This window comes from Prochlorococcus marinus str. MIT 9312 (genome assembly GCF_000012645.1).
Taxonomy (GTDB): domain Bacteria; phylum Cyanobacteriota; class Cyanobacteriia; order PCC-6307; family Cyanobiaceae; genus Prochlorococcus_A; species Prochlorococcus_A marinus_L.
Genome location: NC_007577.1, coordinates 1,375,099 through 1,401,438, shown reverse-complemented (window position 1 = coordinate 1,401,438; position 26,340 = coordinate 1,375,099). Strand labels below are relative to the sequence as shown.

Annotated in this window: 39 protein-coding genes; 14 read left to right on the top strand and 25 right to left on the bottom strand. The window is 26.9% G+C overall.

What is annotated here, in order from left to right; translation table 11 throughout:
* Window positions 1-4 precede the first annotated feature (4 nt).
* Window positions 5-151 carry a hypothetical protein gene (locus PMT9312_RS09935; RefSeq protein WP_193741819.1) on the bottom strand — a complete coding sequence of 49 codons (147 nt, stop codon included), beginning with the start codon at window positions 149-151 and terminating at the stop codon, window positions 5-7.
* A 200-nt stretch (window positions 152-351) separates the two neighbouring features.
* On the bottom strand, window positions 352-516 hold the full coding sequence (locus PMT9312_RS09930; RefSeq protein WP_011377035.1) for a hypothetical protein: 165 nt from the start codon (window positions 514-516) through the stop codon (window positions 352-354).
* 865 nt (window positions 517-1,381) lie between these two features.
* Between PMT9312_RS09930 and PMT9312_RS07710 the strand changes: the two genes are divergently transcribed.
* Complete coding sequence (locus PMT9312_RS07710; RefSeq protein ID WP_025915039.1) at window positions 1,382-1,489, top strand: high light inducible protein; 108 nt, start codon at window positions 1,382-1,384, stop codon at window positions 1,487-1,489.
* A 48-nt stretch (window positions 1,490-1,537) separates the two neighbouring features.
* Here the strand turns inward: PMT9312_RS07710 and PMT9312_RS09925 are convergent, their stop codons facing one another.
* The 4 genes from PMT9312_RS09925 to PMT9312_RS07695 form a co-directional block, all read right to left on the bottom strand.
* Window positions 1,538-1,708 (bottom strand): hypothetical protein, encoded by a 171-nt coding sequence (locus PMT9312_RS09925; protein ID WP_193741818.1) that lies wholly within the window; start codon window positions 1,706-1,708, stop codon window positions 1,538-1,540.
* A 787-nt stretch (window positions 1,709-2,495) separates the two neighbouring features.
* Complete coding sequence (locus tag PMT9312_RS10080; RefSeq protein ID WP_011377032.1) at window positions 2,496-2,621, bottom strand: hypothetical protein; 126 nt, start codon at window positions 2,619-2,621, stop codon at window positions 2,496-2,498.
* Between the two features lie 495 nt (window positions 2,622-3,116).
* The gene (locus PMT9312_RS09920; protein WP_193741817.1) at window positions 3,117-3,272 is read right to left on the bottom strand and encodes a hypothetical protein; all 156 of its coding nucleotides are present in this window, start codon (window positions 3,270-3,272) and stop codon (window positions 3,117-3,119) included.
* Between the two features lie 2,522 nt (window positions 3,273-5,794).
* A complete protein-coding gene (locus PMT9312_RS07695) occupies window positions 5,795-6,181 on the bottom strand; it encodes a DUF3804 family protein (RefSeq protein ID WP_011377031.1) in 387 nt (128 codons plus the stop codon).
* A gap of 326 nt (window positions 6,182-6,507) precedes the next feature.
* On the opposite strand from PMT9312_RS07695, the gene PMT9312_RS07690 reads away from it, so the two are divergent.
* A complete protein-coding gene (locus tag PMT9312_RS07690) occupies window positions 6,508-6,669 on the top strand; it encodes a hypothetical protein (RefSeq protein WP_225866663.1) in 162 nt (53 codons plus the stop codon).
* Between the two features lie 125 nt (window positions 6,670-6,794).
* On the opposite strand, the gene PMT9312_RS07685 is transcribed toward PMT9312_RS07690, so the two are convergent.
* Window positions 6,795-7,175: a DoxX family protein gene (locus PMT9312_RS07685; RefSeq protein ID WP_011377029.1), complete on the bottom strand. Its 381-nt coding sequence runs from the start codon at window positions 7,173-7,175 to the stop codon at window positions 6,795-6,797.
* 203 nt (window positions 7,176-7,378) lie between these two features.
* Between PMT9312_RS07685 and PMT9312_RS07680 the strand changes: the two genes are divergently transcribed.
* Complete coding sequence (locus PMT9312_RS07680) at window positions 7,379-7,855, top strand: hypothetical protein (protein ID WP_011377028.1); 477 nt, start codon at window positions 7,379-7,381, stop codon at window positions 7,853-7,855.
* Window positions 7,856-7,857: 2 nt separating this feature from the next.
* On the opposite strand, the gene PMT9312_RS07675 is transcribed toward PMT9312_RS07680, so the two are convergent.
* Window positions 7,858-8,307, bottom strand: a complete 450-nt coding sequence (locus PMT9312_RS07675) for a hypothetical protein (protein ID WP_011377027.1) — start codon at window positions 8,305-8,307, stop codon at window positions 7,858-7,860.
* 547 nt (window positions 8,308-8,854) lie between these two features.
* Between PMT9312_RS07675 and PMT9312_RS09915 the strand changes: the two genes are divergently transcribed.
* Window positions 8,855-8,998 (top strand): hypothetical protein, encoded by a 144-nt coding sequence (locus PMT9312_RS09915; protein WP_193741816.1) that lies wholly within the window; start codon window positions 8,855-8,857, stop codon window positions 8,996-8,998.
* Between the two features lie 124 nt (window positions 8,999-9,122).
* Window positions 9,123-9,707 (top strand): DUF1543 domain-containing protein, encoded by a 585-nt coding sequence (locus tag PMT9312_RS07670; RefSeq protein WP_011377026.1) that lies wholly within the window; start codon window positions 9,123-9,125, stop codon window positions 9,705-9,707.
* Between the two features lie 82 nt (window positions 9,708-9,789).
* Here the strand turns inward: PMT9312_RS07670 and PMT9312_RS07665 are convergent, their stop codons facing one another.
* Window positions 9,790-10,992 carry an LptF/LptG family permease gene (locus tag PMT9312_RS07665; RefSeq protein ID WP_011377025.1) on the bottom strand — a complete coding sequence of 401 codons (1,203 nt, stop codon included), beginning with the start codon at window positions 10,990-10,992 and terminating at the stop codon, window positions 9,790-9,792.
* A 991-nt stretch (window positions 10,993-11,983) separates the two neighbouring features.
* On the opposite strand from PMT9312_RS07665, the gene PMT9312_RS07660 reads away from it, so the two are divergent.
* The gene (locus tag PMT9312_RS07660) at window positions 11,984-12,190 is read left to right on the top strand and encodes a high light inducible protein (protein WP_011377024.1); all 207 of its coding nucleotides are present in this window, start codon (window positions 11,984-11,986) and stop codon (window positions 12,188-12,190) included.
* 641 nt (window positions 12,191-12,831) lie between these two features.
* Here PMT9312_RS07660 and PMT9312_RS07655 read toward each other — a convergent pair.
* Complete coding sequence (locus tag PMT9312_RS07655) at window positions 12,832-12,972, bottom strand: high light inducible protein (RefSeq protein WP_011377023.1); 141 nt, start codon at window positions 12,970-12,972, stop codon at window positions 12,832-12,834.
* Window positions 12,972-13,079 carry a high light inducible protein gene (locus tag PMT9312_RS07650; protein ID WP_011132751.1) on the bottom strand — a complete coding sequence of 36 codons (108 nt, stop codon included), beginning with the start codon at window positions 13,077-13,079 and terminating at the stop codon, window positions 12,972-12,974. The genes PMT9312_RS07655 and PMT9312_RS07650 overlap by 1 nt, the downstream gene beginning before the upstream one ends.
* A 580-nt stretch (window positions 13,080-13,659) precedes the next feature.
* Here PMT9312_RS07650 and PMT9312_RS07640 point away from each other — a divergent pair.
* Complete coding sequence (locus tag PMT9312_RS07640; protein ID WP_011377021.1) at window positions 13,660-14,283, top strand: DUF938 domain-containing protein; 624 nt, start codon at window positions 13,660-13,662, stop codon at window positions 14,281-14,283.
* A gap of 47 nt (window positions 14,284-14,330) precedes the next feature.
* Here PMT9312_RS07640 and PMT9312_RS09910 read toward each other — a convergent pair whose 3' ends face one another.
* On the bottom strand, window positions 14,331-14,492 hold the full coding sequence (locus tag PMT9312_RS09910) for a hypothetical protein (RefSeq protein ID WP_193741815.1): 162 nt from the start codon (window positions 14,490-14,492) through the stop codon (window positions 14,331-14,333).
* A 101-nt stretch (window positions 14,493-14,593) separates the two neighbouring features.
* Window positions 14,594-15,769 (bottom strand): fatty acid desaturase, encoded by a 1,176-nt coding sequence (locus PMT9312_RS07635; RefSeq protein WP_011377020.1) that lies wholly within the window; start codon window positions 15,767-15,769, stop codon window positions 14,594-14,596.
* Between the two features lie 562 nt (window positions 15,770-16,331).
* Here PMT9312_RS07635 and PMT9312_RS09905 point away from each other — a divergent pair.
* On the top strand, window positions 16,332-16,472 hold the full coding sequence (locus PMT9312_RS09905) for a hypothetical protein (RefSeq protein WP_193741814.1): 141 nt from the start codon (window positions 16,332-16,334) through the stop codon (window positions 16,470-16,472).
* Window positions 16,473-16,786: 314 nt separating this feature from the next.
* Here PMT9312_RS09905 and PMT9312_RS09900 read toward each other — a convergent pair whose 3' ends face one another.
* Window positions 16,787-16,939, bottom strand: a complete 153-nt coding sequence (locus tag PMT9312_RS09900; protein ID WP_011377019.1) for a hypothetical protein — start codon at window positions 16,937-16,939, stop codon at window positions 16,787-16,789.
* Window positions 16,932-17,090 carry a hypothetical protein gene (locus PMT9312_RS09895; protein ID WP_011377018.1) on the bottom strand — a complete coding sequence of 53 codons (159 nt, stop codon included), beginning with the start codon at window positions 17,088-17,090 and terminating at the stop codon, window positions 16,932-16,934. Before PMT9312_RS09895 ends, PMT9312_RS09900 begins: the two co-directional genes overlap by 8 nt.
* A gap of 290 nt (window positions 17,091-17,380) precedes the next feature.
* Here PMT9312_RS09895 and PMT9312_RS09890 point away from each other — a divergent pair, with 290 nt between their 5' ends.
* Window positions 17,381-17,533 (top strand): hypothetical protein, encoded by a 153-nt coding sequence (locus PMT9312_RS09890; protein ID WP_193741813.1) that lies wholly within the window; start codon window positions 17,381-17,383, stop codon window positions 17,531-17,533.
* A 3-nt stretch (window positions 17,534-17,536) separates the two neighbouring features.
* On the opposite strand, the gene PMT9312_RS07630 is transcribed toward PMT9312_RS09890, so the two are convergent.
* From PMT9312_RS07630 to PMT9312_RS07625, 3 genes are all read right to left on the bottom strand, one after another.
* Window positions 17,537-18,643, bottom strand: coding sequence for a fatty acid desaturase (locus PMT9312_RS07630; protein WP_011377017.1), 1,107 nt, complete (start codon window positions 18,641-18,643; stop codon window positions 17,537-17,539).
* 84 nt (window positions 18,644-18,727) lie between these two features.
* Window positions 18,728-18,883, bottom strand: coding sequence for a hypothetical protein (locus tag PMT9312_RS09885; protein ID WP_193741812.1), 156 nt, complete (start codon window positions 18,881-18,883; stop codon window positions 18,728-18,730).
* A 117-nt stretch (window positions 18,884-19,000) separates the two neighbouring features.
* A complete protein-coding gene (locus tag PMT9312_RS07625; protein ID WP_011377016.1) occupies window positions 19,001-19,219 on the bottom strand; it encodes a hypothetical protein in 219 nt (72 codons plus the stop codon).
* A 210-nt stretch (window positions 19,220-19,429) separates the two neighbouring features.
* On the opposite strand from PMT9312_RS07625, the gene PMT9312_RS07620 reads away from it, so the two are divergent.
* Complete coding sequence (locus PMT9312_RS07620; RefSeq protein ID WP_036924048.1) at window positions 19,430-19,756, top strand: hypothetical protein; 327 nt, start codon at window positions 19,430-19,432, stop codon at window positions 19,754-19,756.
* A gap of 127 nt (window positions 19,757-19,883) precedes the next feature.
* Here PMT9312_RS07620 and PMT9312_RS07615 read toward each other — a convergent pair whose 3' ends face one another.
* The 3 genes from PMT9312_RS07615 to PMT9312_RS07610 form a co-directional block, all read right to left on the bottom strand.
* On the bottom strand, window positions 19,884-20,246 hold the full coding sequence (locus PMT9312_RS07615) for a DUF805 domain-containing protein (RefSeq protein ID WP_011377014.1): 363 nt from the start codon (window positions 20,244-20,246) through the stop codon (window positions 19,884-19,886).
* Between the two features lie 41 nt (window positions 20,247-20,287).
* Complete coding sequence (locus PMT9312_RS09880) at window positions 20,288-20,452, bottom strand: hypothetical protein (protein ID WP_193741811.1); 165 nt, start codon at window positions 20,450-20,452, stop codon at window positions 20,288-20,290.
* Between the two features lie 612 nt (window positions 20,453-21,064).
* A complete protein-coding gene (locus tag PMT9312_RS07610; RefSeq protein WP_036924047.1) occupies window positions 21,065-21,247 on the bottom strand; it encodes a hypothetical protein in 183 nt (60 codons plus the stop codon).
* 282 nt (window positions 21,248-21,529) lie between these two features.
* On the opposite strand from PMT9312_RS07610, the gene PMT9312_RS10075 reads away from it, so the two are divergent.
* Complete coding sequence (locus PMT9312_RS10075; protein ID WP_263890849.1) at window positions 21,530-21,661, top strand: hypothetical protein; 132 nt, start codon at window positions 21,530-21,532, stop codon at window positions 21,659-21,661.
* 65 nt (window positions 21,662-21,726) lie between these two features.
* Here the strand turns inward: PMT9312_RS10075 and PMT9312_RS09875 are convergent, their stop codons facing one another.
* Window positions 21,727-21,897, bottom strand: coding sequence for a hypothetical protein (locus PMT9312_RS09875; RefSeq protein ID WP_193741809.1), 171 nt, complete (start codon window positions 21,895-21,897; stop codon window positions 21,727-21,729).
* Window positions 21,898-21,990: 93 nt separating this feature from the next.
* Window positions 21,991-22,266 carry a cupin domain-containing protein gene (locus PMT9312_RS07600; protein ID WP_011377013.1) on the bottom strand — a complete coding sequence of 92 codons (276 nt, stop codon included), beginning with the start codon at window positions 22,264-22,266 and terminating at the stop codon, window positions 21,991-21,993.
* A 120-nt stretch (window positions 22,267-22,386) separates the two neighbouring features.
* Between PMT9312_RS07600 and PMT9312_RS10070 the strand changes: the two genes are divergently transcribed.
* Window positions 22,387-22,521: a hypothetical protein gene (locus PMT9312_RS10070; RefSeq protein ID WP_263890848.1), complete on the top strand. Its 135-nt coding sequence runs from the start codon at window positions 22,387-22,389 to the stop codon at window positions 22,519-22,521.
* A 197-nt stretch (window positions 22,522-22,718) separates the two neighbouring features.
* Here PMT9312_RS10070 and PMT9312_RS07595 read toward each other — a convergent pair whose 3' ends face one another.
* Both PMT9312_RS07595 and PMT9312_RS07590 read right to left on the bottom strand, forming a co-directional pair.
* Entirely contained in the window at window positions 22,719-23,591 is an 873-nt protein-coding gene (locus PMT9312_RS07595) for a DMT family transporter (RefSeq protein WP_011377012.1), read from the bottom strand.
* Window positions 23,592-23,739: 148 nt separating this feature from the next.
* Window positions 23,740-23,976 (bottom strand): hypothetical protein, encoded by a 237-nt coding sequence (locus PMT9312_RS07590; RefSeq protein WP_036924045.1) that lies wholly within the window; start codon window positions 23,974-23,976, stop codon window positions 23,740-23,742.
* 188 nt (window positions 23,977-24,164) lie between these two features.
* Here PMT9312_RS07590 and PMT9312_RS07585 point away from each other — a divergent pair, with 188 nt between their 5' ends.
* Together PMT9312_RS07585 and PMT9312_RS07580 are read left to right on the top strand one after the other, a co-directional pair.
* Window positions 24,165-25,397 (top strand): NAD(P)/FAD-dependent oxidoreductase, encoded by a 1,233-nt coding sequence (locus PMT9312_RS07585; RefSeq protein ID WP_036924043.1) that lies wholly within the window; start codon window positions 24,165-24,167, stop codon window positions 25,395-25,397.
* 102 nt (window positions 25,398-25,499) lie between these two features.
* The gene (locus PMT9312_RS07580) at window positions 25,500-26,249 is read left to right on the top strand and encodes a GAF domain-containing protein (RefSeq protein WP_011377010.1); all 750 of its coding nucleotides are present in this window, start codon (window positions 25,500-25,502) and stop codon (window positions 26,247-26,249) included.
* Window positions 26,250-26,340: the final 91 nt, after the last annotated feature.

Sequence of the window (26,340 nt, the reverse complement as noted above, 5' to 3'; positions counted from 1 at the left end):
ATTCTTAGTCGCAACAAACTAAACAATCTTCCTCAGATGGATAATCTATACAACTTTGTTTTAGAGTTTTTTCTAAAGTTTGCATTTTTCTTAAGTAATCAAGATCTCGCAAATCTTTTTTTGGAACAGTGAATTGTGTTTGCAGTTTCATTTTGCCCTCCTATTAATATTGTTGTTTGTAGCTATTCCAAGTTTGATTCAACCTTAATCCAAGATATGCAATTAAGATTGTCCAAAAAAGAATCTCTAAACTTAAATTAGTCATCTACTTTTCCTCCTTTTTTACTAACTGAGCTTTAGTACGGATTAAATATAAAAATCAAGCGTAAGAATACCTAAAAAGATCAAAGATTAATCACAATAAATTTTGCAATGACTATTGGCAGGATGCGCCATACATTCTTGATCCCAATATTTTTCAAGTTCTTTTATGGGTAATTGATAATTGAAATCATGCATGCACCACATGTCTGAAGTTGCATTTCTTAGAGCTATGAACGGAGTAGTAAGTTTCATAAAACCTCCTTTATCTCTACTTCTTAATTATCCTCCTTTTAACTTGAAATTAATAGAGTATTATTACCCGAGTATAAATGCATTGTGGTTTTCAAGACTATCTTTACCAATTCAATAGGAGTAGAAATTAATCAGGAGTCAAAAGTACTTCATCGACTTTGTGGACAGTGAGGTGCATACGACTCGAAGAGGGCAAAAAAATGCCCTCTTATTTTTTTTAGGTATTACCACTCTTGATTTTTCTATGTAAGAGATACTAAATAATTATTAGCCCAAAGGAGGTCAATCAAATGACAAACCTAGGATTAGAGCTTCTTATATTGACGGTTTTATTAATTTATTTTGGCGTTTTTATGACACAAAATTTTTATCAACAAGGTTTGAGAGCTCATCTACGCAAAAACATTTTTTGCGTTAAATCATATAGTAATCCCTATTGCATAAATGTGCAGTAGTGGATTAATTGCTTCAATACAGGAGGTTAATTATGTCTTGCGGAAATCCTTATAAACATACTACAAAGAATGCTTTTACACCTTTTAGTGATACCATCTCGACAGAAAAGCAGTTAAGTGATGAGAAACTGGAGTGTATGCAATTTGGTATATGCGACTATAGACTTGAACAAGTAGAAGAAGTACCCTTTTTTCATTACTAATTCAAAGTATCAATGTCATTAATAGATTTACATTAATCAGATTCAAATTGAAATAAAATATCTTTTATATTCGTAAAAATCCATTAAAGATTTATCTTTTAAAGATACCAATTTGGTAGAAAATACTACATCATTTGAAAATTTTAAATGCATAATTTATAGATATTAAATCCAATTTACTTATTTATGGAATTCGCTAAAAAATTTATGACCGAAAAAGCTGAAAAGCTTAACGGTAAAGCAGCAATGCTTGGGATGTTTGCTCTTGTGGGGGCATACTATTTTACTGGTCAAATTGTGCCAGGTATTTTCTAATAAAAATCTCGTTTTGAATTTTTATTTGGGGCTTTATAAGCCCCTTTCTTATTTTTTGTTATTGGAATGTTTTGATGGAGGTTTCCATTCACAACTATCTATGCATTTTTCTAAAGATTTTTCAGAAGAACTCTTTAGTTCGCAGCTTCTAAGGCAATCATAGAAGGCATAATTCGGATCCAATTGATTTTTGAATTGTTTATTTCTAAAAGTATTCATAGTCAAACTCCCTTTGCTTGTTTTTCAAGTTGATTAATTAATTTGTCCAACCATAAAGTGTTGTTAATCTTTTTTGTTTTTTTTAAGTATTTCGTTCTATACGTATTCATGAAGTAAAACCTCAATCAGTGGAACTAACATAGATGTAATGATTGAAATTTCCTAGAGCAAAAATACTGATTGTGAAAATAGTGAAATGGTTTTAAAGGATTATCGATTAAGAGAACTTGCCAAAAATCAAATGTCAAAGTTTTTGAAAAATTATTAAACAAAAAAATTAAATTTAAAGCCACTTTGTCTAGATTGACTTTAAATCATTAAGTAAGTATACGGTCGAAGGTAATAAACCTTCAACATTTAGTCTTCATAGACCAAACAATGTGGGTTAGATGGATTTAGTTCACATTCTTTATGCCAGTAATCACAATGAGTTTCAGAAACATTTTGCTCACTCATAAACGCACTATCAGTTGGAAAATCTTTTATGTTATCAAGATTTTTAAGCTTCTTATCTTGAATACTGAATGTTGAATTTAGTTTCATGCTACTTACCTATTATCTATATCTATGGTCTAATCCATTTAGTTAATTGATTTCGAGTTATATGTGTGCGGTTAGGGGTACTAAATTGTACGGATTAAGGATCAAAAAAGACTCTCAAATTCAAAAAAATTATGAACTGAATAATGTTAAAAAAATTTTTTCAAGTTTTAAAAAAAATTGGTTAAAATTTGGATAAAAAGTATTATCCTTTATATCTTTTCTCAGATCAGTCAGTATAGTATCCTCATCCATCTAATCTATCTGCGTATTCTCTTAAAACTTCAGCCATCTTTTGAGGGGGAATTACTTGTTGATATTCTCTACATAAATTAAAAAATTTATCTAAGAAATCTTTCATTGAAGAGGACATAAAAATTAGCCTTTAATTATAAAAGTAATGTATGCAAGCCCACCAAGCAATAAAAGACTCAGAAACCCAAAAGTAATTGCTATGGAATACATGATAATCATTTATTTATAAAGATATAGGCGGAATATAAATAAACTAAGAAAAGTCCAATGGCAATAGAACTTCCATAAAGAAGAAAGTTCCAAATTTTTAATAATTTAGGTTTTTTAAATTCTTGTTCTTCTTTTTTAGTAATCATTTACTTTCTTTTTCTTTTCTAGCAGCATTACCTTTAGCTCTTAATACCAAAGTTATTGTAAGTGCAGCGCTTAGAATTACAGCATCAATTAATAGGTGTGGGGAGATATTCATCAGCTGACAAGAGAAATAAGAAGAGTCATTATTTTTTCAGCAATAAATCTATTAAACATTAAAAAAGAGGGATTTATCCCTCTAATTTTAGATCTACTGTCAATTACTGTCTATTTTAGATTTTTTCAAAAACAAGTATTTTTTTTAGTTATAACAAGAGAAGGCTCCTGCAATAATATTTTTAAAAATTGCTGCTTGACCTAATGCGTATAAGAAGAAAGTTGATGATGAGATAGTAATAGCTATTTTAGAAACTCTTTTAATTTTTAAATTTGATACTTTTGAGAATGCGGAATTCATTTATTCATTTATTTATTTATTTATTTATTTATTTAATGAATTTATAATAGCTACATAAATTAAATATTCAGCATCAAAATTTACCAAAGATTAATTTTTTTCTGCTGTTTCTACTATTTAATTTTATTAATTCAAATTCTTTTTTAGAAACCACTCTGTTTTTTTTTATTCTGGATATCTTGTCTCCCAGCAGTTATTGATTGAAATAGCTACTCCTTCTAAATCCTGGGTACAAATATTTCCATAAATTTTAGTTTGATCTTCTTCGTAGGATTACTAACTTATGCTAGAGGCCATAAGAATCGTGAATGAAATTCATATGATTTTTGCAAAACAAGTCTATAAATTTTGTTATTTAGTTAATTAGCTAAAACTTTTCTTTTTCATATCAGTGGATTTAGGGAAAAATATAGGGTTTGCATAAAGTGGGAATAACTACCTTTTAATAAATACATTTTTAATCACTCTTACTTTCAATTAAAAAAATATCTTAAAGAAGAAGGGGCCAAAAATTGACCCCTCTTGGTGAAACTCTTCCAAAGAAACACCGTTTAAATTTTACTCTGAAAGATGCAAAGTTAAACAAATTAATAAAATTAATATTAAAAATTTAAGCGGCCTTTTTAAAAGGGTTCATATTTTTAAATAAGTTATTGGTTTTGTGGGAACTCATTTTTCTATATCTTTGGTTTATCTCCAGGATATATTTCCTGGCTTTTTTATCACTTTCAATTTTCTGTTTTCGAAGACGTAAAGCCCTTAAATCTTCTATTGACATAAGGTTATCATCTTGGTTGGAATTTAAACGATCAAATTGCATCAGATTAAGACATTAATTATATTCTTTAAGTGTCAGAGTAACAATCTCATCTTTATTTGCAATAGAGATAATTAACCAATTTAACTTAAAAAAGTTATTCAATTTCTAGAAAGCTATGAATTTAAATATAAAAACATTTAAATAAATAACTTTAAATAACTTTTTAAAATCAAGATAAAATTTTGATTGAATTAGATGGAACTTCTCCGGATACCAATGATTCGCCGTAATGTGATTCGGCTGATCTTATTAGTAACCAGTAAAAAAAGTTAACTAAAGCTTTTTCCACGAGAATTTAGTCACTAATCTAAATAACCTCATAAATTTTGTAATAGCAATATACAAAATAAATTTTTTAAGTAATCAAGATATTTATATCAAAAAAAACATAGATTCATATTAATTTAGAAAGATTTGCACCTTCAGGCTAAAGGCAGCAGACTAAATCCTCGTGAAGTATCGAAATTCAGCCCACTCTATCTTTTTAGTAAATGAAAAATAGCACTGCAAGAGAGCTCGATCACCAATTACTATTCTTGCATTCCCAATAATCCTTTATCAGTTAATTAGAACAAGAGTATCTAAGAATATGTTGGTGTTATTTATTGTATAATTATGTTACAAGACTTTAGTTATATCAATAGATTCAGTATTTTTGCTTATTGATATATTCATTCTCAGAAGAATATTATTATCAATGATTAAAAATGGTTTAATTTTGAAAAAAATAATTAAATTTTTGAAATTATTTAAGAGAAGAATTGATATTCTTAGTGCAGAGACTCAATTAAAATTTATATTGGAAAATTAATAATAGGATTTCCACATTTTCCTGTTTTTGTCGTCTTAGCATTTATTTCAGTATTCATAGGAGTTACTTTTAGCGATATGTTCTTTGTTCTTTGAAGAGAGTTTATAAGAGAAGAATCTAAGCTTAAATTAAGGTTTAGTTTCGCTAAATGGTTGACAGCTAAGTATAAATACTTTATATATAGATTGTAGTAAATGCTACTTAATCGTCCGATCTGCCATCTGATAGACCGCAGTACGACTCAAGCCATAGGACGGGGACTTGAGCAACTTCAGGGACTTGCATCATGGTAAACATGTATTTCAACGGAAAGTCATTCGTATATTGCAAAAAACAAGAAGAAAAGGCAATAAAGTTTACTTATAGAGGATCTAGTTACTTGAAATAAGATTTCCAATTTCTTTTTAGATATTTAACAAACATTTATTTAAGAGGTACTATGGAATTTATTTAAGTTATTTTTATCCAAGTATTTATTGATACTTTATAAGAAAAACTTATGGTGATGATATTTTTTCCTAATTAAAAAAATTATTTATTCGTATATTTCGTAACTAGAAACTAACTTAGAAATAACTAATTTATAATCAGATTTTTAAAGGGGTATGCAACCTATTTCTGAAGAACTTTACAACAAAATAGTTGAGAGTTCTAAAAAATGAGTAAGTTACTAATTGCTTTATTAGCTTTAGATATAGGCGTTAGTCTTTCTAAAGTTTATATTTTTATTTGACAATCAAATTACTTAACAAAAAAGAACTTATTACTTTTTGAAGATAAGAAATAAATATTAGGTATTATTTATCTTGATTTATTTTATAAAATAAATAATTAAACCAACAAAAGAGCTACCCACCAGTAGAAGTACCATTAATAGGGCTATTAACTTTGCTAATCCCATAAAGATAAATCTGAATTTCCTGTAGATCTTTGCATCCAATGAATTTTCCAAACATTATCGACTTTTTTAAAAATGGACGTAACTGTTGGTAAGTCATCATTAAGTTTACCTTTATAAGTAAATTTTGAACCTAGAGTAAAAATGCACATTACTATATTTTCACTTAAAAATTCGAATCGGTGAATTTTGGTTATTTCTGTCTTTTCCTGAACTACATCATGAGAAATCATTTTTTCATATCCTTCTGCCTCTATAGGATTACCACTTGGTCTTATGAATAAAAAATCTGGAGTTGCATTGTTAACAAAAAATGAAGCCATTTTTTTTGGATTAGCAAACTCATTTAATAATGAAATTATTGTTTCTTTATCATTCATAAAAAAATAGGGTAGTTTTCCCTTCAAGTCTTGATCTACTATTTAAATTGTACAAATCGCAACTAGTATAATTTAAAAAAAATTCGTTAGAATGCTCAAAGTAATTAGAATTTTGATGCAAACTATAGTGAATTCATTCAACAAATTATTACCTGTTGGTAAAAAGGTCAAAAAATATTTGCCTTTTTTTATTGGATTTAAATTACTTACATTTACTGGCTTTCTTACTTATCTAATGAATCGCTAAATGATATTACCCTTATAAAAAAATGTAATTAAATAAATATTCAGTGAATAAAGAAGAACGAATAAAAAAATTCAAGTCTATGTCTAGTTTTGAACGAAAGACATTGATTTTAAAGAAGATGAAAGCTAAAGGAATAGAGATAGGTAGTGGAGTTCCTAATAAAAAATACGATAGTCAAGAAGTTTATGAATTAATTCATATATCTAATTGCTTTGCAGAATTAAGAGGAAAAAATGAATAAAAATTATCTATATAAATTTTAATTCCCTATTCTTCTAATTTTTTTGCAATCATCAAAAATTACTTAATATTAATTAGCCACTTTCAAAAATTAAAAAATGTTTAGGTTAATTTAATTAAGGATAATTATGTTGGTTCTCGCAATGCAGTGATAAGTAATCCCCCTATCAATCCAAGATTCATAAGCACGGCTCTTTGATGGAAAGGAAACATATGAAAAATTATTGTTGTTGGAATAAGAAAAAGTAATAAAAATATTGATCCAATTTTTTGATTTTCTCCAAAGATAAAAAATCCAGAACCCAATATAAGGCACATTATTGCACCTACAAGAAGAAAAGATGCAATTGGATCAGGAATACCTTTTGAAGTAATATATTCAACAGTTCTTTCAAAACCATTTATTTTGCCTGGTATGGCTGAGATAAAAATTGCCGAGATTGCTACTCTTGAAAAAAAATCTAAAAGAGACTTGGTACCTTTATTTTTAAAAATTAAATTTTTCATGAATTTATTATAAGAAAAAAATTTTATTTGATAAATAAATATTTAATTAGTCATTATCACTTAAAACTTTTAGAAGTTTTTTATAGGGTTAGATTAATTAATAGAAATGTTTGAACTAATGTGACTCTTTAAAAGATAAATAAGAGTCCTTTTTTACTAGTCTTTTCATTGTTATGCAATAATTAAATTAAATTAAATTAAAAATGTTTAAGAATTTACTTTTAACTTTTTTTTTATTTTTTAGTTCTTTCATAACTTTTTATCCTTCAAAAAAAGAAAATACTAATTTGTTTGATTATTGTTTTTGTCTAGAAAAAATCCTTTCAAGAAATTCATTAGAAGAAAGTAAAAATTTATCTAAGAAGGTCCACTCTTTGGCAAAAGATATTACTGTAATTGGCACTAATAAAACTAAAGGAGCTTTGGCTAATAAGATAATTGATCAATATAAATCTTCCAAAAAATTATTTATTATAACTTTTTTGCCTAATGAAATTTATTGTTTTGCGGGATATTGGATTGAGGAGTTAAATCCAGGAACATTTACTTCAATTTTCTATGAGAAAAGCAAACAAAAAATTAATGAATATAAGGATATTAAAAAAGAAGTTGATAAATTTATTAAAGACATTAATTCAGAATATAAATCTATAAAAAAAGAAATTAATGATCTCTTTTGAAATTAAAATTCTTTTTCAATACTAAATAATTTATTTGTCATGTTTGATTCATTTTTTTTAGATTGCGAAATAAAAAACAAAATAAACCCAAAAATGAAAACTAAGCCAAAAATTGATAAAGAATAAATTAATTTTTTTGTAAGATTAAATTTAAGTTTGTTTTTGGTGATTTTTTTTAATAACTGAAATTTTTTATTTGATAGTGAATTATTTTTTGTTGAAGTGTTTTCAAAATAGTTATTAGAAATTAGTTCTTTTTCATTTACTTTTATTTCTAATTGAAAGTTATTTTCTGATCCGCCAATTTTGTAATTGGATTGCTCATAAAAAAAATCATGAATTTTTGAAGTGGTTTTTATTTTTTTATGTTCAACATCAAGTTTGTTTTTTTCTAGATCATCATCAAACCATTCGTCATATTTTATAAAGTTTGGTTCGGCAAAATAAGACAAGATTATTTTAAAAAAAGTACATTAAAAAGATAAATTAAATAAATAAAACATAGTTATTTTTGTAGGTAAATTTCATAGTATATGTTTCTAAACCATCATTAATTGTCAATACCTTATTTTTTTAAATTTTATAATTCTCACGGTTTCTGGTCATTTATCAGCATAGTCGAAGAATTTAAATTTTTTTCTTAAGGTATAAAGTATCTAAATAATTAATTTAAATACTCTATTTAAAGATTCTTATTAGAAATAATTATTTATTAAGTAATATTCACGAATAAGTTTTTATGGTGTCATTATAGTTATGCACTTCACATCTTCTGAAGCAAAGCAGTGGTCATGTTGAGTGCAAATCTTTTCAATTGATAGTCATAAATTTTAATTTCAAAATTTCATGATTTTGAAATGAATATTAATTTTGTTTGTGTTAGATAAATTTTTTAATTAAACAAAAGATTTTGATTATACATGTAAATTAGAACTTTAAAAAGAAACTCACAGTTATTATTTATTTCGACTTTAATGAATAAAAATTGAAGTTAATGTCATGAACATTTATTTATTTTGGATATTATTTTTAGCTCTATGCGGAATTGTTCCTTTAATGATTATTAAAGGAAGAAAAGACGAATCTCCTAGAATTCAAGCTGCCCAAGAAGTGAAAGCAAAGAAAAAAGGTTGGTTTAGTTAAAGATTCATTTAATTAATTAGTAATTACTTACAACATCAATCTTGAGGTTTAAATATTTATACATTTATTAGTAATCCGTTAATATAGAATTTTAGCTTAAGAGCATCAAATTCTTTTTTTAATAGTGACAAAAATAGAAAAAACATATCTTTTTTTGGTTGTTCTTGGAGGAAGAGCAGAAATGGCTAATATAGAATTGCATGATGTTAGATGGGTTGTAGGATCAAGAATTGAGGATACATTTGATGTACTAAGAAGGCATTGGTTTGGAACCTTTCAGGGATTACATATTGATAGCTATAAGAAAATAAATTATGTAGATGGGTATAAGATAAATTTAAAAAATATTGAAAAAAAGAAATTTAAAAATAAGAAATTTTTTAATGGAAATAATACTAAAAAGAATTTGTGGTTTGTCAATATTGGAGGCTATGATCCAAATTCTATGCAAGAAAAACATGAATTTGGCTTGGTTGTGGCTTCAAGTAAATTAGAGGCAAAAAATATAGCAAAATCTAAATGGCTTATGGGCTGCAAAAAAAAGCATAAGGACGATATTGCCTCTCTTCAAATATTAATTGGTTGTGATGATTGCCAACTTATAAAAACAATAGGTAATTGGGAAATAGAATTAACTTTAGAAAATAATTGTATTCAAGAAACTAATAATCCTGATTGGTATGGTTATAAAAGAATAGATAAGATTTAACAAAGGATGGAACCTTTTAATTCATAGATAAGTTTGCTAATGTTTCCACTAAATAGAATAGTCTAATTGTATAAATAAAAGATCATTTATAATTTGAATTTCTTAAGAAATAAAATCCACCAGAAAGAGAAATTATTACTGGAAACCAAGCTGCAATTATTGGAGGAAGTAATCCCTTGACCCCAAAAGAACTGCATATAAATGAAATCACATAATACATTAATATCAGAATTACACTCAATCCAAAACCCTGACTTTTTGAAGATCTTAAATTAGATTGAGATCCCAAAATACTACCTATCAATCCAAAGACCAAACATGCACAAGGTAAAGTAAATTTTTCTTGGATTCGTACTTGAATCTTTCTAATCTGCTTCAGATCTCCTATCTTTTTATATATTCTTTCTGCCTCTAAAGCTTCTTTTAAAGACATATCGCTTGCATCCTTTGGAACTCTTGCAAGATCTAATGGGCCTTCAACAAAGGGATATAAATATTGTTTGAAATTAATACTTGTTGTTTGACCAGTAGAGTCAGTTGAGACAATACTCCCATCTGCGAATACCCAGGAAGAGTTTTTTTTATCAAATACGGCACTTTTTGCAGTGAGAATTTGCTTTATATTTACTCTGGAAAAGTCTAAAACTGTAACTTCCCTCATAGTATTGTTTTCAAAACGCGAAGCGTAGAAAATATGAGTTAGGAAAGTATTTGTTTTTGTTGGCTTATTATTAGTATCTATTCTTGATCCTTTTCTAGAAAAAATAATGTTATTTTTAGATTTTTCTCTATTAAAAGAACTTCCTACTCCTGATCTCAATGTCAATTCAGCAAGCTTATTACTATTGGGAACTAGATTATCATTGAAATAAAAAGTTAATCCTGTCATGAATATTGAAACTGCAATGGCCGGAGCTATGATCCGAGAGGTTTTAATTCCTAATGACCTTAAAGCTAATAATTCAGAATTGGCTGATAGCTTTCCATAAGATAATAGTGTGGACAATAATACAGCCATAGGAAATGATAAAACTAAAAAGCTAGGAAGGCTATAAATTAAAGCTTGTAAAGCTTTTAATACAGGTAAGCCATATTCAACTATTTTTCTTATCAAATCAAACATTACACCCACTGAAAGAGAAATCACAGTAAAAGCAGAAATGGCAAATAACATTGGAGGTATTATTTGACCTAATAACCATCTATCTATTAAAGCTATTGCATACCAAGGAGTAATTATTTTGGAAATAGTTTTTTTAATTAGGGATTGATTTGAAAGTTTCAAAAGGAGTTTATTTAATTTGTACGATCTTTTATTTCATTATAAAATATTAAAGATTTAGAAACCAATATGCGATTTGTGGTTAAGAAGAAATTTTTATATTTTTAATCTTCCAAACAAACCAAAATATATTTAATTAAAACTTGCATTAATACAAATAATTTGGTTTCTTTAAAAAAAAGAAGAAATTAATGAAAAATAAAACTTTATTAAAAGAATGTAAGTGCATACATTGCCAACAAAAATTAGAGCAAGTTAATAATTCACGATCATATTGGAGCAAATTAATTTCAAGTAAAATTTTAGCCTAGCTTTTTGCAAACTTTCTTCAATTCACAACTAACTCAAAATAGTAATTCTATAAATCTTTTTTGAATAGATAATCACTTAAGTTGTTAGAACTTCTCCTTAAATACTTTTGTAAATTCAAGAAATTACTTAGCTTTTTGATTTCTTTTGTAGATTCTATTTTCTCTATTTAAAAGAAAAATAATAATCAAAATACATGAAGGTATTAGAATAAAATCTAAAGACATATTCTTTATCTAGTCTATTTTCTTTTTAGCAATAAAAACAAATTTCTACAGCTTTAATTTTTAATTACTATAAGTTTTTATGCAATAGGTAAAAATTATTTAATTGATTATTTTTGGTTGCTTTTAAAAATAAAAGAGCTTGCAAGTATATACCACTGGCAAACTCATGACGACCTAGTTAAATTCAGATTTTTTGATCTTAACCAGTTAAGCACTTCCTAAATGCTATTTAATCATACTAAGTAAAAATACTTATTGTGAGTATAAATGCTTATTTTATTGGTTTACCAAAAAAAAATAAAGAAAAAGTAATTTTTCATATTTTTTTAAAAACGCCCTTTTTTTTAACAAAAATGTCACTTATTAATCCTTATAGGCGGTCAAAACAAACATAACCATTGATTTAGTTTACAAAAATTAATATTTGTGTTACTTTTGTTAATAATTATATTTTTTTGATGTCCAACTCAGGAGTTACAACAGAATCAGGTGGAAGACAAAATATGTTCCCATCTGAAACTATACCTTATATTGATGAATCTGTATCTTATGAAGGATACCCTCTAAATGCAGAAAAAGTAAATGGTAGATGGGCTATGGTTGGTTTTGTTGCATTATTAGGTGCCTACGTAACAACAGGACAAGTTATACCAGGAATTTTTTAATAAATATTTTTATTAACTTCCTATCAATATACAAAAAATTAATTTAATTTTGAGAATAAGAAAAACCAAATAAAAATTATCGCATTAAGGCTAAATACTACTCCAAGAAATATATATGCAAATTTTTTGCCAATAAATGCTGTTTCTGGTTCAAGCTTTACTCTCATAAAATCCTCTAGTTATCTTGATTAGGATATCATTTTTTATTAAATAAATTTTTTTGTATTAAAGAAGAAGAAAAGTTGAAATTAATAGGTTTGACTTTAGTTTTTTTTTAATTTAATTTTTCTGTATTTTTCTCAACTTTTTGTATGGGAATTTTTAGTTTTGTTGTTTAAAAACTTTCTTATTTTGCGTTAGTCTTGCGCCTATGTAAATTAGTAAAACTAGCCAAAAACCTATTTCCAACACTGGGTTAACCATGAAATTTGCCTCCAATCAATAAGATTATATTAATTCTATTTTTATTATTGCGATAGAGTTTTTATACTGATTTTTTTAAAACATAACTAAGTTTTAAATGAGATTGTTAAATCTGAAAATTAAGAAAATTCATATCTTTTATTAAAAAAACAAAATATTCAAAAAAAAAGAACAGAATTCAATTTTAAATTCTGTTCTCTGAATAAATATCAAGTTTTTTAGACAAAACCCGGAATGATTTGTCCAGTTGTTAGGTAAGCCCCAACAAGTGCTACAAAACCTATCATGGCAAATCTGCCATTAAGCATTTCAGCAACTATTTTTTCTTTTTCTACAATTTTGGAGTCAGTGTTTTTCATTAGAACCAACCTGGAATAATTTGACCAGTTGTTACATATGCGCCAACTGCTGCAACAAAACCTAACATTGCTGCCCAACCATTAAAACGTTCTGCTTCTGGAGTCATTTTTTTTGAATAATTTGTTAATTAATATAACATAATTATTTACTTATGTAAACAAATATGTGAAAGTTCCCCATTTTTCCCTGGATATCATCAGATATGCGACAAATATGTATCATATGTTACTCTATTTGTCTTAAGACTTTTGGCGTTAAAGCTAATAAATTCGAAACAAAAAAAATACAATTTAAAAGCTTTTTCTTTTTAGTAGTAAACCCTCATTTAGAATTAATTTAAATTACTATGGAATTGAGAGTCAGCTAGTAGGGATACAGGCTGACTCTTTTTAATTGGAATTTTTAGTTTTAAGAAAAAGTAGTTTTGGAAGTCAAAAAATTGCTATTAATAAATTAGATATATATAAATTAATGTCATTAGCAAGCTATTACATGCATTTAATTTTTGCAAGAATTCCTTCTCTATTAAATTCTGATCTAATACTTTATATTTTGCCTGCACTTACAATTTCAATATTATTCTTTAGCCTTAAAATAATGTTTTTTAAGACTCCAAAATTGAGAAAAGTGAAGTAAAGAGGATCTCAGAATAATTATTTCTACTATATTTTCCCATTTTTATAATTTTGGATAATAGACTTTTTTTCTCGGCGACTCAAAGAAATAGAGACTGCATTGGAGATGTATTATCCCAAATCATAAAAAAGAATGGTTCAATATTGGAAATTGGTAGTGGCAGTGGTGAGCATGGAGTGGTCTTTCAAAAACGCTTTCCTAAAATAATTTGGCAAACAAGTGATCCAAATTTACTACATAGAGAAAGTATAATTTCTTGGATTGAGTATGAAGAATTAGATAAGAAAATGCCCCAACCTCTTGATCTTGATGTAAAAAAAACTCCTTGGAAATTACCACTAAAATTAGCAAATTCTTTACAAGGTATAGTTTCTATAAATATGATTCATGTAGCAGAATGGAATTGTACTATAGAGCTCTTTAAGGGTGCAGGAAAATTACTTAAGAAGGGACAATTTTTGTTATTGTATGGCCCATTTAAAATTGGTAATAAGCATACAAGTCAAAGTAATTATTTTTTCGATAATTCAATAAAAACGACAAATGATCTTTGGGGGATTAGAAATCTCGAGGAAGTTTGTGACGAAGCTAAATACAATGGTTTTTTTCAAGAAAATATTATGAGGATGCCGGCAAATAATTTTTCAATAATTTATAAAAAAGTTTCTTGTTAAATAAAATTTATTATTAATGAATAATGAGATAGTATTTTATTAATTCATCAACTTGATAGCTTTCTGCTCCATTCTTTATGCTTTTCATCTAAATCTAAAATTTTTTCTCCTAAACTTAACTGTCTTTCTAATAATTCCACTTTTGTAAGAGTTATTTTCTCTGAATAAAATTTAATAGGCTGCTTGCCATGTAAGTTGTCTCCACTCATATAAAATAATAAATCAGATTATTTTTAATATGAAAATTAGGATTTTGTTAATTATTTTATATTTTTTTCAGATTTGCGTAAACTAATGTGATCAAGACAAATTATGTTTTAAATCCTCTTTTATTGTACGAAGATTGCCAGATATATCTACCTTCTTTGATATCTGACTTAACAGCTACGCAATTGCAAGCTATATTCCAAAGTGCTTTAGGGACAGGATCAGGATTAAAAAGATATGCCTTTTTAAAGGCTTTTTTAATTAAGACGGTAGCCTTTTTAGCATGATAGTGAGGAATGGTTGGACAGACATGATGAACTACATGGCTCGAACCAATATTATGATGCAGAAAATTAAGAATTTTACCGTAAGGCCTGTCAATAGATAGAAAGGCTCCTTTCATAAATGAAAATTTCGTATTTGAAAGATGGGGGACATCTGAATCTGTATGATGAAGCCATGTATAAACTACTAACCAACTATTAACTACTAATAAAGGACCAATATAAATTGCAATTACTGGAAATAATCCATATTTAAAAACAAAGAAAAAAATGCCTAATAATGTTAAACCTACTCCTATATCTGATATCCAAACTTTCTTAGTCCATATTGATGGCCATAATGATTTGGAAAATGGTTTGATTGGCCAAAAATGATTCGAAGTTCCATATTTAGTACCTCCGGTACTACCTGTAAGTAAATAAGCAGGCCAGCCAAATATTAGATGTAAAACAAGTTGAAGAATTCCATAATTTTTCTTACCTATGGAATTTGAAAAATGTAACTCTCTTTCTCCTCCAACCTTTTCTGTAACTCCGTTTCCCTCAACAACTAAAGGAACGTGAGTTTCGCCATTGGTTACATTATTTGTAAATCGATGATGAACTGCATGAGAACGTTGCCAAGAGAAATAAGGAACTAGTAGTAATGAATGTAGTAAATATCCAGTTATAGTTTCCAATGTTTTGTTTTTAGAAAATGCTCCATGTCCACATTCATGGGCAATTACCCAGAATCCCATCATAGTGGTACCTGATAGTAATGAGAAAATGATCCAAATTGGGATCATTTTTGGAGTAAATGGAATAGATAAACCTATTAAAACTACAACAAATTGAATTAAAGCTGATTGTAAAAGATACCTTAAAGAAGTTTTCGTGTTGCACTTGAAATAGTGATTTGGGATAACATCCTTAAATTCTTTGAGGCTTGGAATATCTTTATTCTCTATTGCAAGCGCTTGGCCTTTAAGACCTGAAAATTTTATATTACTCAAATTTTTGTTAGGTAAGAATTTTGTTAGGTAAGAATTTTGTTAAATAAAAATCAATTTACATATTCTATTATCCATCAGAAGATCTTCTTATCAAAAGAATGTATCATTTTTTTTGTCAATAGAATTTTTAAAAAGCATGTTTTTATCTTCAAAAAAATTAATTTATTTATGAATGCAATTATTTTTTTAAATTGCCTGTCCTTGTTCTCTCTTTAAAACTTATTTATTAATTTAAAGACCACGTATATACCTCTTTGGGAGACCTGGTTGTTTACGAGGCTTTACTAAGATAGGTAGAATAATTACTCCTGCCGTGAAAAGACAGATTGGAGCGACTACCATCAATATAGATTCTAATGACATTAAAGAATTTTAATTAATAAATAAATAGCAGTATTTTTTTTAAAAGTCATCCGTATTTATATCTATTTAGTGAGGATTGCTTCAAAACTTCTATAAATTATTAAGCAAAAAAGAAAAAAATATTAAAAAAAATCAATTTTCTCATAATTTATCCTATTTAATTATCCAGAAGTTTTATTAAAGCCTAGGTTAATTTATTATGGATGAAGAAAAAAATTGGATGCTAATAACCTATTATTGTCCAACTCATGGCGATTTAGGTATAGGAAATACGATTAAAATAACAAAAAAAGAAGTTAGTAAAAATTTCTTAAAAAAAGACAGGAGTCCTAAAAATTAACTATTTAGCATATACCCAAAGACTAGAGAAAAGGTTCTAAGAAAAGGTTCTAACCCTTTATTGAAAAACTTATCAAGTAAAAATTAAATTAATATCTTACAACTATCACTTTAGCTGCTTTTTAATAACCTGAATAGTTAAATATATATATAAAGTTTTAAAATTTGGTCTGACTTCAGATTGTTAAAAATGCAGCTTATTAGGAATTTTTTTTAAAGGTAATAAATAAAAATGTTTTTCTTTTGATAATAGGGTTAAATTTAATTGCGTAATTAATAATTTATTAATTTAAAAAGTTATAGAAAAAATAATTTTTAAACTTGATCAGAATCGCATGTCAATTCACATTGATTAAGATCACTAGATGATATTTTATCTAAAATTCTTAACATATCAATTTCCGAAAGCTCTCCATTGGAATTCCATTTTAAAGTTGTTTTCCTTTGTGGGGAATTTTTTTTATTCATTTTGGTCCCCTCCCTTTAAATGAATTTCTAAACAACGAGTAATGCATTCTTGATGACCATCCACAATACTGCATTCAGTAATACATTCAAAATATGAATTAATAGAATCTATTTCTGTATTCTGGTTATTAGAAATAAAAGAATCATTCATGAATTCGGTAGATTTATTTGGAATAGAGATATAGCACGAAATAAAGTCTAAAAATTTAATTTATTAAGTTAATTAGAAAAAATAAGTATTATTTACTAAATTAATTTCCTACTTAATTTACCTTGAAAATTTGTTAACGATATACGTTTAAAAGATTAAAAAAACAAAAGTTTTAAGTATTTAATATTCATTTTTTATAAAGCAATCTTTCATGAAAATCAGCATAAAGACTGATTTACTTTTCAGTAAATTAGTTAGATGATAAAGAAGTACACTTTTAGATTTTCATAATGAAATCAGTAATTAATTGGCTTTCGAAAATGTTAGAGAGTATGGCAAACGCTTTTATGCATCCTTTAAAGAATGACTTGCCCCCATCTATCGGTACACATGCATATAGCAGTATTCCTGTAAAAAGAAAATTCAGAAGAAGGTTTAATTAGGTATTAACTTATGGGTATTAATTTTTCATCTTTACTGTCCCATATAATAAATTTGAAACAGTTTGAAAAATCGCTTAATTTTAAAAACTTTGATTGATTAAGTAAATGACTATTTGCTTTATGACAAGCTCTTAAGTTGTAATTTGGTATTCTCTCAGAGAGATGATGAATGCTGTGGAAGGATATGTCTGCTAAAAACCAATTTAGCCAATTAGGTATATCTAAATTACTACTACCATAAATCGCGCCATCGACGATATCCCAATTCTTTGTATTTTTAGCATATGCATTTTTATAGTTATGTTGTACGAAAAAAACACATATTAAAATTGCTGCTGATAGGGTTAAAACTATGGAATAAAATGATAAGAAAAAAAATAACCCCAACCATTTGCACATAAAAATCCATCCTATTATTACTACTATGTTATTTATTATTAATTCAAATAGTTCACTAAAATTATCTCCATAATCAGAAAAAGGTGGTTTGACTCTTGAATTAATATCTAAAAGTTTAAAAAATTCTCTGTTTTTTATTTTGTTAAAAGTCTCTCCCAATATATCTTTAGTGAAATTAAAAATAATAATAATTAGTCCTAATCTAGGTTTCAAAACTAAGTAATAAAAGCCTCCAGGGAAAAGCATTATCCAATTTCGACTTACTCTATAAAATATTTGCTCTCTTTTAGTGAGGGAATTGTAATCTTCAAGACTTAAAACATCTATCGGACCTTTGTAAATTTCCCAATTTCCATTATTTCTATGATGAAATGCATGATCAATCGACCATGATTTCTGGGGAATACCATTTATCAAACCAAGTAAAAATCCAAAAAATCGGTTTAACTTACGTTTTGTAAAAAGAGAATTATGACCGCAATCATGCATTAATGAGAATGTTCTAGAAGAGAATAGAGTTAGAAGACAAATAATAGGTATAAATAAGAAAACTTTTATTAATAATGAAAAAGGATGATTTATTATTTGGTAAACAATTAACCAAATAGAAATAATTGGGATTATGGTAGAAATAATTTGATAGAAAGCTCTAAAATTATCTCTTTTTAGAAATGGCCTTATTAAAAAATCACTTCTATTTACCTTGAGCATATTTCCCTGTTGTTTTAATGAACCTAACAAATTCTAAAAAGTATTGATTATTAACTAAAGAAAAACTAATATTTTTATATTTTACTAAAGAATAAATTCTTTAGACATAGTTCTCAATTGATCTAGATTTAATCTCTCTAAGTAATTCTTAAAATCACTAAGGCTCCTAGTTGATTCAGAATCCTTACTATCGTAAAGAAGGCTATTAGAAATTAATTCAATAAGATGATCTTTATCCATAATTCCTTATAGACCATAATTTCTATTTAAATAAATTAAGGTCTTGAATTCGAGATCATTAAGTCATTTTTAAAAAAGTAAATTTTTCATAAATTTTTATGATTTAAATTACTAATTTCATAAATTTTTTAAATCTTGTTCTATTTTTTCTAATCTTTCACTTAATTCTTTTTGTTCCTTAATTAAGGCTTTTTTCTTTTTTGCAAGCTCTTTGTTAAAAGGCGAATTAAAATATTTTTGATATGCGACAAAAAAAACTGCTATTGCTACTGCAATACCAAGAGCACCAATAATTAAAATTGGAGATGAAGGAAATTCATAAAATGGGACTGACAATGGTTTCTAAAACTTAATCTTAGCTGTCTGATACACAAAAATATGAGTAATAAATACTTAATTCTAGAAATTTTTTTTTTGCAATCATTTTATCAACTAAGCAAACCTAAAAATTACGGTTTATCTTTAATTGAATTTTAAGAATGAGTAATTCTACAGGTGCAAAAGAATGAATAACTCATAATGATTAAGTTAGTAAAAATTTATTTCATGAAGAAAATTATAAATAACAAAAATAATAAAAATGAACCATGGTTTAGGTGGTTAACGAGAGAACTTAATTCTTATGAAGATTTTCAGGATTTCACCTCAGGTAAAAATCCAGAAGATGTTGCAGAAGATTTTATTTCTAAAAATAGTAATGCTATTTTAGAAGTTTTCGAGAATTTTGATGAAGAAGATAAAGATACACTCGATCAGTTTCTTAAATTGACTGAATGTGAATGGCATGTGTTTAGAATTCTTGAAAACCAAATAGCCTTAAGGGACAAGATAAGATTTGTAGATTTTAAAAACAAGAAAAAAATAAAAAGTTGATTCACATTCGATTATCCTGTTAATATTTTTTTAATAAAGTTAAATGAACTTAATTTAAATTCTTTTATAGGGTCAATTCAGCTCATATATAAATACACTAAAATTATATTGAATAATCTTTAAATTTTTAGATAAATTTATTTTTACCATTACCTGACGTCCCAAATCCTAACCAGATAAACCACAAAATCCATCCAAATATTGGTATTAAATTTATAAAGATCCATTTCCAATCCTTACCAAAATCTCTGATTCTTCTTATATCAATAGCTATTTGAGGAATGATGCAAGCAATTCCATAAGCATTGAAGCCAAACGTCTTTAAAAATATTGGGATAGTTAGGAAAGAAATTATTAGATTCGCTAATTGAACGAACCACCAGTCTGACCTTGATGTGAATCCTTTGAAGTCTGTAGCTTTAATCCAAAACTCTTGATATGCATTTAAGAAATTCTTTAAGCATAACTTAAAATTCAAAGAATTTATCATTATCGATTAAATCTTAAATTTATCAAAATGTTATTTATTTACTAAATAGGATCAAAAAAATTTATATCATTTGTATCTTCTTTTGGGGTTTCTTTTTGATTTGGTAATGAGCAGAATCCGTCTTTGCAAATCATCTTTGTTTTTGCAATATTTGTAGTTTCTGAGAATGTATTTTTATTATGATTATTTGAAGATTCTTTTAGCATTTATATAGAAAAAATTAAAGCCAATATTAAATTAATAACTCAATTTATTTTGATAGGCAACAAAATTAATATTTATTATTTATTTACTTTTTTTGATTTGGTAAGTCTCTCCAAAATAGTGCCATTATATAAATGAATAAAGATATAGAACAAATATAAAGTAAAGAATTTAGATGCATGTTTTATTTAAGTAAGTAAGTAAGTAGAATAAACCTCTTACACAAAAGGTATAACTATAAATTGAAAATTATTTAATTTAGTATTTTCAAATTCTAATATTTATTTAAGCTTTTTATGAATTTGCCAACCTTTAATAAGGGAAAGTCTGTATTTATTTGGAATATATATTTAAGTGAGTAAAACTTATAAAGCAAAAAGATGAATAATCCTGATCAATAACTTCTAAATTCTTAAATTTTTTTGTGTTATTTATGATGAATCCTTATTTAAATCTTTAAGAGCTTGTCTACCTTCTTTGAGGGTCTTTAATATTAGCCAGGAGAGAGTAGATATGATAAGAATAGTAAGTGAAGTTAGGGATATATGAGTTGCATTAATATCTATGAACATTTAACTGACTTTGATTTAAGGGTTTAAATCTTAAGATTCAAATTAAACATTTGATCTTGAATAAGCCGGTATTAGCATGCCACCATCTTGGTCATCATTATTATCATCATCAAATCCTCCACCTAGAATTAATTCAATGATAATAAGTAAAGCAATTGGATAAAAACACCATATTACTGCTGTAAAAGGATTAATTGAAGAAGAAGCTGAGTACAAATCTGTCATAAATCAATATTAATCAAAAGAAACAAATATTGTGGATTCATTGGGTAGTGTTATTCTAGATTTCTATTAATATTATTTAAAACTTTTTGCTGTCATACGAATAAATATTAGTTATATATTGATATTTTTATTTTTAAATATGAATTTGGATAATAATTTACTTCTACCTAATAAGAAACTAATAATGACATAATGAATCGCCCAATTGTTATTTTTTATACTTAACAATAATTGTACAATTTTGATTCAAAAACTATTATTTATCTTGATTTTATAAATTCTATGTTTTCTTTCACTTTTGATCCTTTGGCTGCGATATTTGGTATATCAGGAATTGTAGGCTTCTTTTTCTATGTTTCTGCAGCTAAGGGCACTTCAAGTATCAATACTAAGCCAAAAAAGGAATTAGATTAGAACTTGTTCCCTCGTAAAAATAAATTAAGAGTTTGAATCTAGTATTTTTAGAGGGCTTGATATAATTACTTATTCCATTGTCTAGAAATAAACTCAAGAAACTCTTTTAAGTCCTCTTCAGGACAATTTGTTTGTTTTTGTAAATCAAAGCAAATTTGCTTAATGTTTTCATAAGCTTCTTTTACGGTTTTGTTTTTATCGAGAACCTCAAAATATTCTTGATCAGTAAAAGGCATAATATTCTTTTCCCTTTTGAAAATTATGTATTAACTATATTTTATCTGCATTGAATTAATAGTAAAACAAGAAAAAAATCTTTTTTCTTATATTTAGCTACCTAACCGATAATGTTTTTTAATACTCTTGGTTATCTCCCACTCGCAGGAAAGCCCAGCTGGAAACTCAACTAGATCTCCAGCTTTAATTAAATAAATATCACCTTTTTGGGTACTTATAATCGCTTGGCCTTCAATAACTAAGCAAATCTCCTTATCATCGTAATTCCATTGAAATTTGCTTGGCTCACATTCCCAAATAGGCCAACTTTTTATGCCATACTGAATTATTAAGCTAGCACTACAGGGAGAAGTGATTAGAACTTTCACGAATTAGTTCGGATATATTTCTTTATATTTTACAAATAAAAGAAATTTTTGTTTTCGAGAATGTGTATTTTTTTACTGTCTTTTATTTTTTTTAGTTTATTATAAAAAAAAATTTAATTTATGGATGAACTTTCTGTATTATCGATTTCTTTATCTATAGCTTCTCTTGGAATATTTTTTTTATTTTTCGCCTCAAATGATGATGATGACGAAGATGGGGGTAAGTTGATTAAGTCAGTCCAAAAAATTAATTAATTTCAAGTAAATAAAACTTTCAATAGAGATTTGTAGCTTATAAAGCCTGCATAAATACAGCTTAGGAAAATAACATAAACTTCAAGTGCCCCAAGTTTTTTTTTCTTTAAAATTTTCATTGTTTCTGACTATTTATAGGATAATTTTATTTAATGTGATTTCCATTAACATGAGTATTTATTACATTAACTCAGAGATTAAAGAATTATTAATGTCAAGCCAAAAAATAAAAAACAAGTAAAAAATATTATATTGTTTGTAATTTCTCTTTCCTCATTCTTAGCAAAAAATAAAGAAATCAATGGAGATGTACTTAATAAAGCCCATCCTACTCCTAAGGGAAGAGTTTTAAATACAATTTGTTGAAGCAATATTCCTATATTGGTTCCAAGAAATATTGAGAGCAAAAATCTTTTTTGTTGTTTTTTCTCTAGATTTTTTAAGAAAAAATTAATCTTAAATCTTTTTAAAGTAATCAAAAAAATTATTGCACCTAATAATCTAATCTCAGTTGTAAGGAAAGGAGATAAATTACTTTGAAGGAAAACTATCCTTGAAAAAAGACCTCCTAAAACAGCACATAAAACTGATAAAAAAGGAAATGCATAAATCTTAAAGTTATTTTTATCTGAAAAAGAGGAGCTTCCCTCTTTAAAATTAATCCCATTTTTTAGAATTATGAAAAGTGAAATAGATACTATGATTATTCCAATCCATGACTTGGGTGTTAAAGTTTCATTAATAAAAATTTCTCCCGACAAAGCAGCTATTAAAGGAGAAAGAGTTTCTACAGATAGAGTTTTTCTTGTGCCTATTGTTTGTAATGACTTTAGGTAGAAGGTATCACCTAAACCAATACCTATTATTCCACTAAATAGTAGGATAAATATGTATTTCAATTCAGTTGCAGAACTGAGATTGATAAAGGCAGGAATAAAAACTAAAAAAGCTATTAAATTTTTTATTAAATTAATATCTATTGAGTTATATTTTTGAGTTTGTGATCGCCAAATAAAGCATGCATAAGTCCAAGATGTAGCCGCGCCAAAAGCAGAAAGTATTCCAATCAAAACGAATAATTTTTAGAAAATTTTATTTTATAAATTGTGTTAATGCTAAAAAGAATACATAAATAAGAATCAAGATCCCTGGTAAGTACTGAATTAAAGATTTAAAATTATTTGTTTTCATATTTACTCTAAAAATAATCTATTTATTTTAAACTGTTTTTTTTCTAATAGGGTATAGACTTTCTAATTTTTTTCTTCTTTGAACTTTTGCATTAATTCTTTCATCTTTTTCTTTTTTCTTGATCTCATCATTTATCTTGTTTTGCCTATATCCAAACCAAAGTAAAACCCAAATAATAGAGGTAATTAAAAGAAGAGCGGTGTATTGGCCAGTCATAGGAAAGCTGGCCTCAGAATATTTAACGTAAGAAAATATTAGACTCATTTAATTAAAATAGAGCATAAAAATAACGACTGCGTTGATTTTTTAAAAAAATTCAAGACATTAGTTAATTGAAGCTATTTATTAAGGATTTAATTATGTTTTTTAAATATTTTTTATAGTTTTTTGGAATAATTTTTCTTGGTATCTCCTTGCTATTATTAGATTAGGAAATATTGCAGGATAAGTTTTTGGAACCTTATGATTTAGCAGTTGTAGGAGGTGGTGCTGCTGGTTTCATGACGGCAATAACTGCTGCTGAAAATGGAGTCAAAAGAATAATAATTTTAGAAGGGACTTCAAAACTTATGGAGAAAATAAGGATTAGTGGAGGTGGAAGATGTAACGTTACTAATGCAACATGGATACCAAATGAACTAGTTGAGAATTATCCCAGAGGTGGTATTCAGCTATTGGAATCATTTAACCGTTTTGCTTCAGGAGATGTATTTGATTGGTTTGAGAAAAAAGGTTTGAAATTAAAAATTGAAGAAGATCTAAGAGTATTCCCAGCGTCAAATTCTTCTTCGGATGTTATTGAGTGCTTGAGAAAAAGTGCTTTATCAAAAAATGTAGAGATATTAACAAAATGTTTTGTGAAGGAAATTTTAAAAACTCCAGATAATATATTTAAAATTTTTAGTCTTAAAGAAGAAACGGTAATTACAAAAAATATTATTCTTTCTACTGGAGGTCACCCCAGCGGGTATAAATTGGCTCAAAATCTTGGCCACAGTATTGTTAAACCAGTACCATCACTTTTTACTTTTTCCACAAAAGAACCAAATTTAGATGAATGTAGTGGCGTATCGATAAAAGGTATAGATATTGAAATTAAATTAAATAACAAGACCTTTCAAAACAGAGGAGATTTACTTATTACTCATTGGGGTTTTAGTGGACCAGCGGTGTTAAAACTTTCATCAATTGCAGCAAGGGAACTTTTTAGCCAAAAATATAAATTCAACCTAATCATTAAATGGTCATTTTTAAGTTATGAGGAGTTGAAAGAAAAAATTAATTTTTTAAGATTAAATAAAGGTAAGGTAAATTTAATAAATAGTAGACCGGTTTCATTATTAACAAAAAGATTATGGATTTTTTTATTAAATAAAATAGGCATTGATAAAGAGAAAAAGTGGGCTGATTTAATGGCTTATGAAAGAGACAAAATGATAAATACTCTTATGCGGGATAAATATATAATTTCGGGCAAAGGACCATTTGGAGAGGAATTTGTTACTTCTGGAGGCGTAAAAATTAATGAAGTTAATTTTAAAACTATGGAGAGCTTAATTTGCCCAGGATTATATTTTTCTGGAGAAGTTTTAGATGTTGATGGGATTACAGGTGGATTTAATTTTCAACATTGTTGGACAAGTGGATGGATCGCTGGGATGGCAGTCTCAAAGTTAAATCAATAAGTAACAAATCAATAAGTTTATCTTTTTTTTATTAAGTATTAGACGGAAAAAGTTTTTTGAAGAAACTTTAATTTTAAAGTTTTAATTAATTGGTGAAGATTAATGCAGAATCTTGTGTCAAAAAAAGAAGATGAGGAAAGAAGATTAAAATCTTTAGCAGAATATAGAATTTTGGGAACCAAGCCAGAATCATGTTATGACGATATTACAAAAATTGCGGCTGCAACTTGTAATGTGCCTATTTCTTTAATGACTTTGGTTGACAAAGATAGACAATGGTTTAAGTCCAAAGTTGGACTTCAAATATCAGAAACTAGAAGAGATTGGTCTTTTTGTACCCATGCAATAAAAGAAAATAGTCCACTAATTATTCATGATGCTTTCCAAGATGAAAGATTTATAAATAATCCATTGGTAACAGGAGACCCAAAGATTCGTTTTTATGCAGGTTTCCCCCTAAAAACTAGTGATGGTAATAAGCTTGGAACTCTTTGTGTAATAGACAGAAAGCCAGGAAATCTAACTACACAACAATTCAACATCATGGAATTATTATCCAGGCAAATAGTTTCATTCTTAGAGCTTAGAAAAAAGTCATTAAACTTGCTAGATGCATTGTCTAATTTGCATAAACAGGAAGGGATTTTATCTGTATGTTCATATTGCAGAGAAGTAAAAAATAAGGAGGGAGATTGGATGCATTTGGAAAAATATCTTTCAAAAATTAGTGATATTAGATTTAGTCATGGGGTTTGTGATAATTGCATGGAAAAACATTTCCCTGATGTAATCGAAGTATGGAATAAAAAGGATTTTTTTGAAGATGGTCAAAAAAGGTATTTAGAGTCTTAGCTTAAATTCAATACCTTGCTTTTAAGTTATTAATCTATTTCTAAACAAATTCTTTATTTGGTGGTTAGTATTGTATAAATTTTGACTAGAA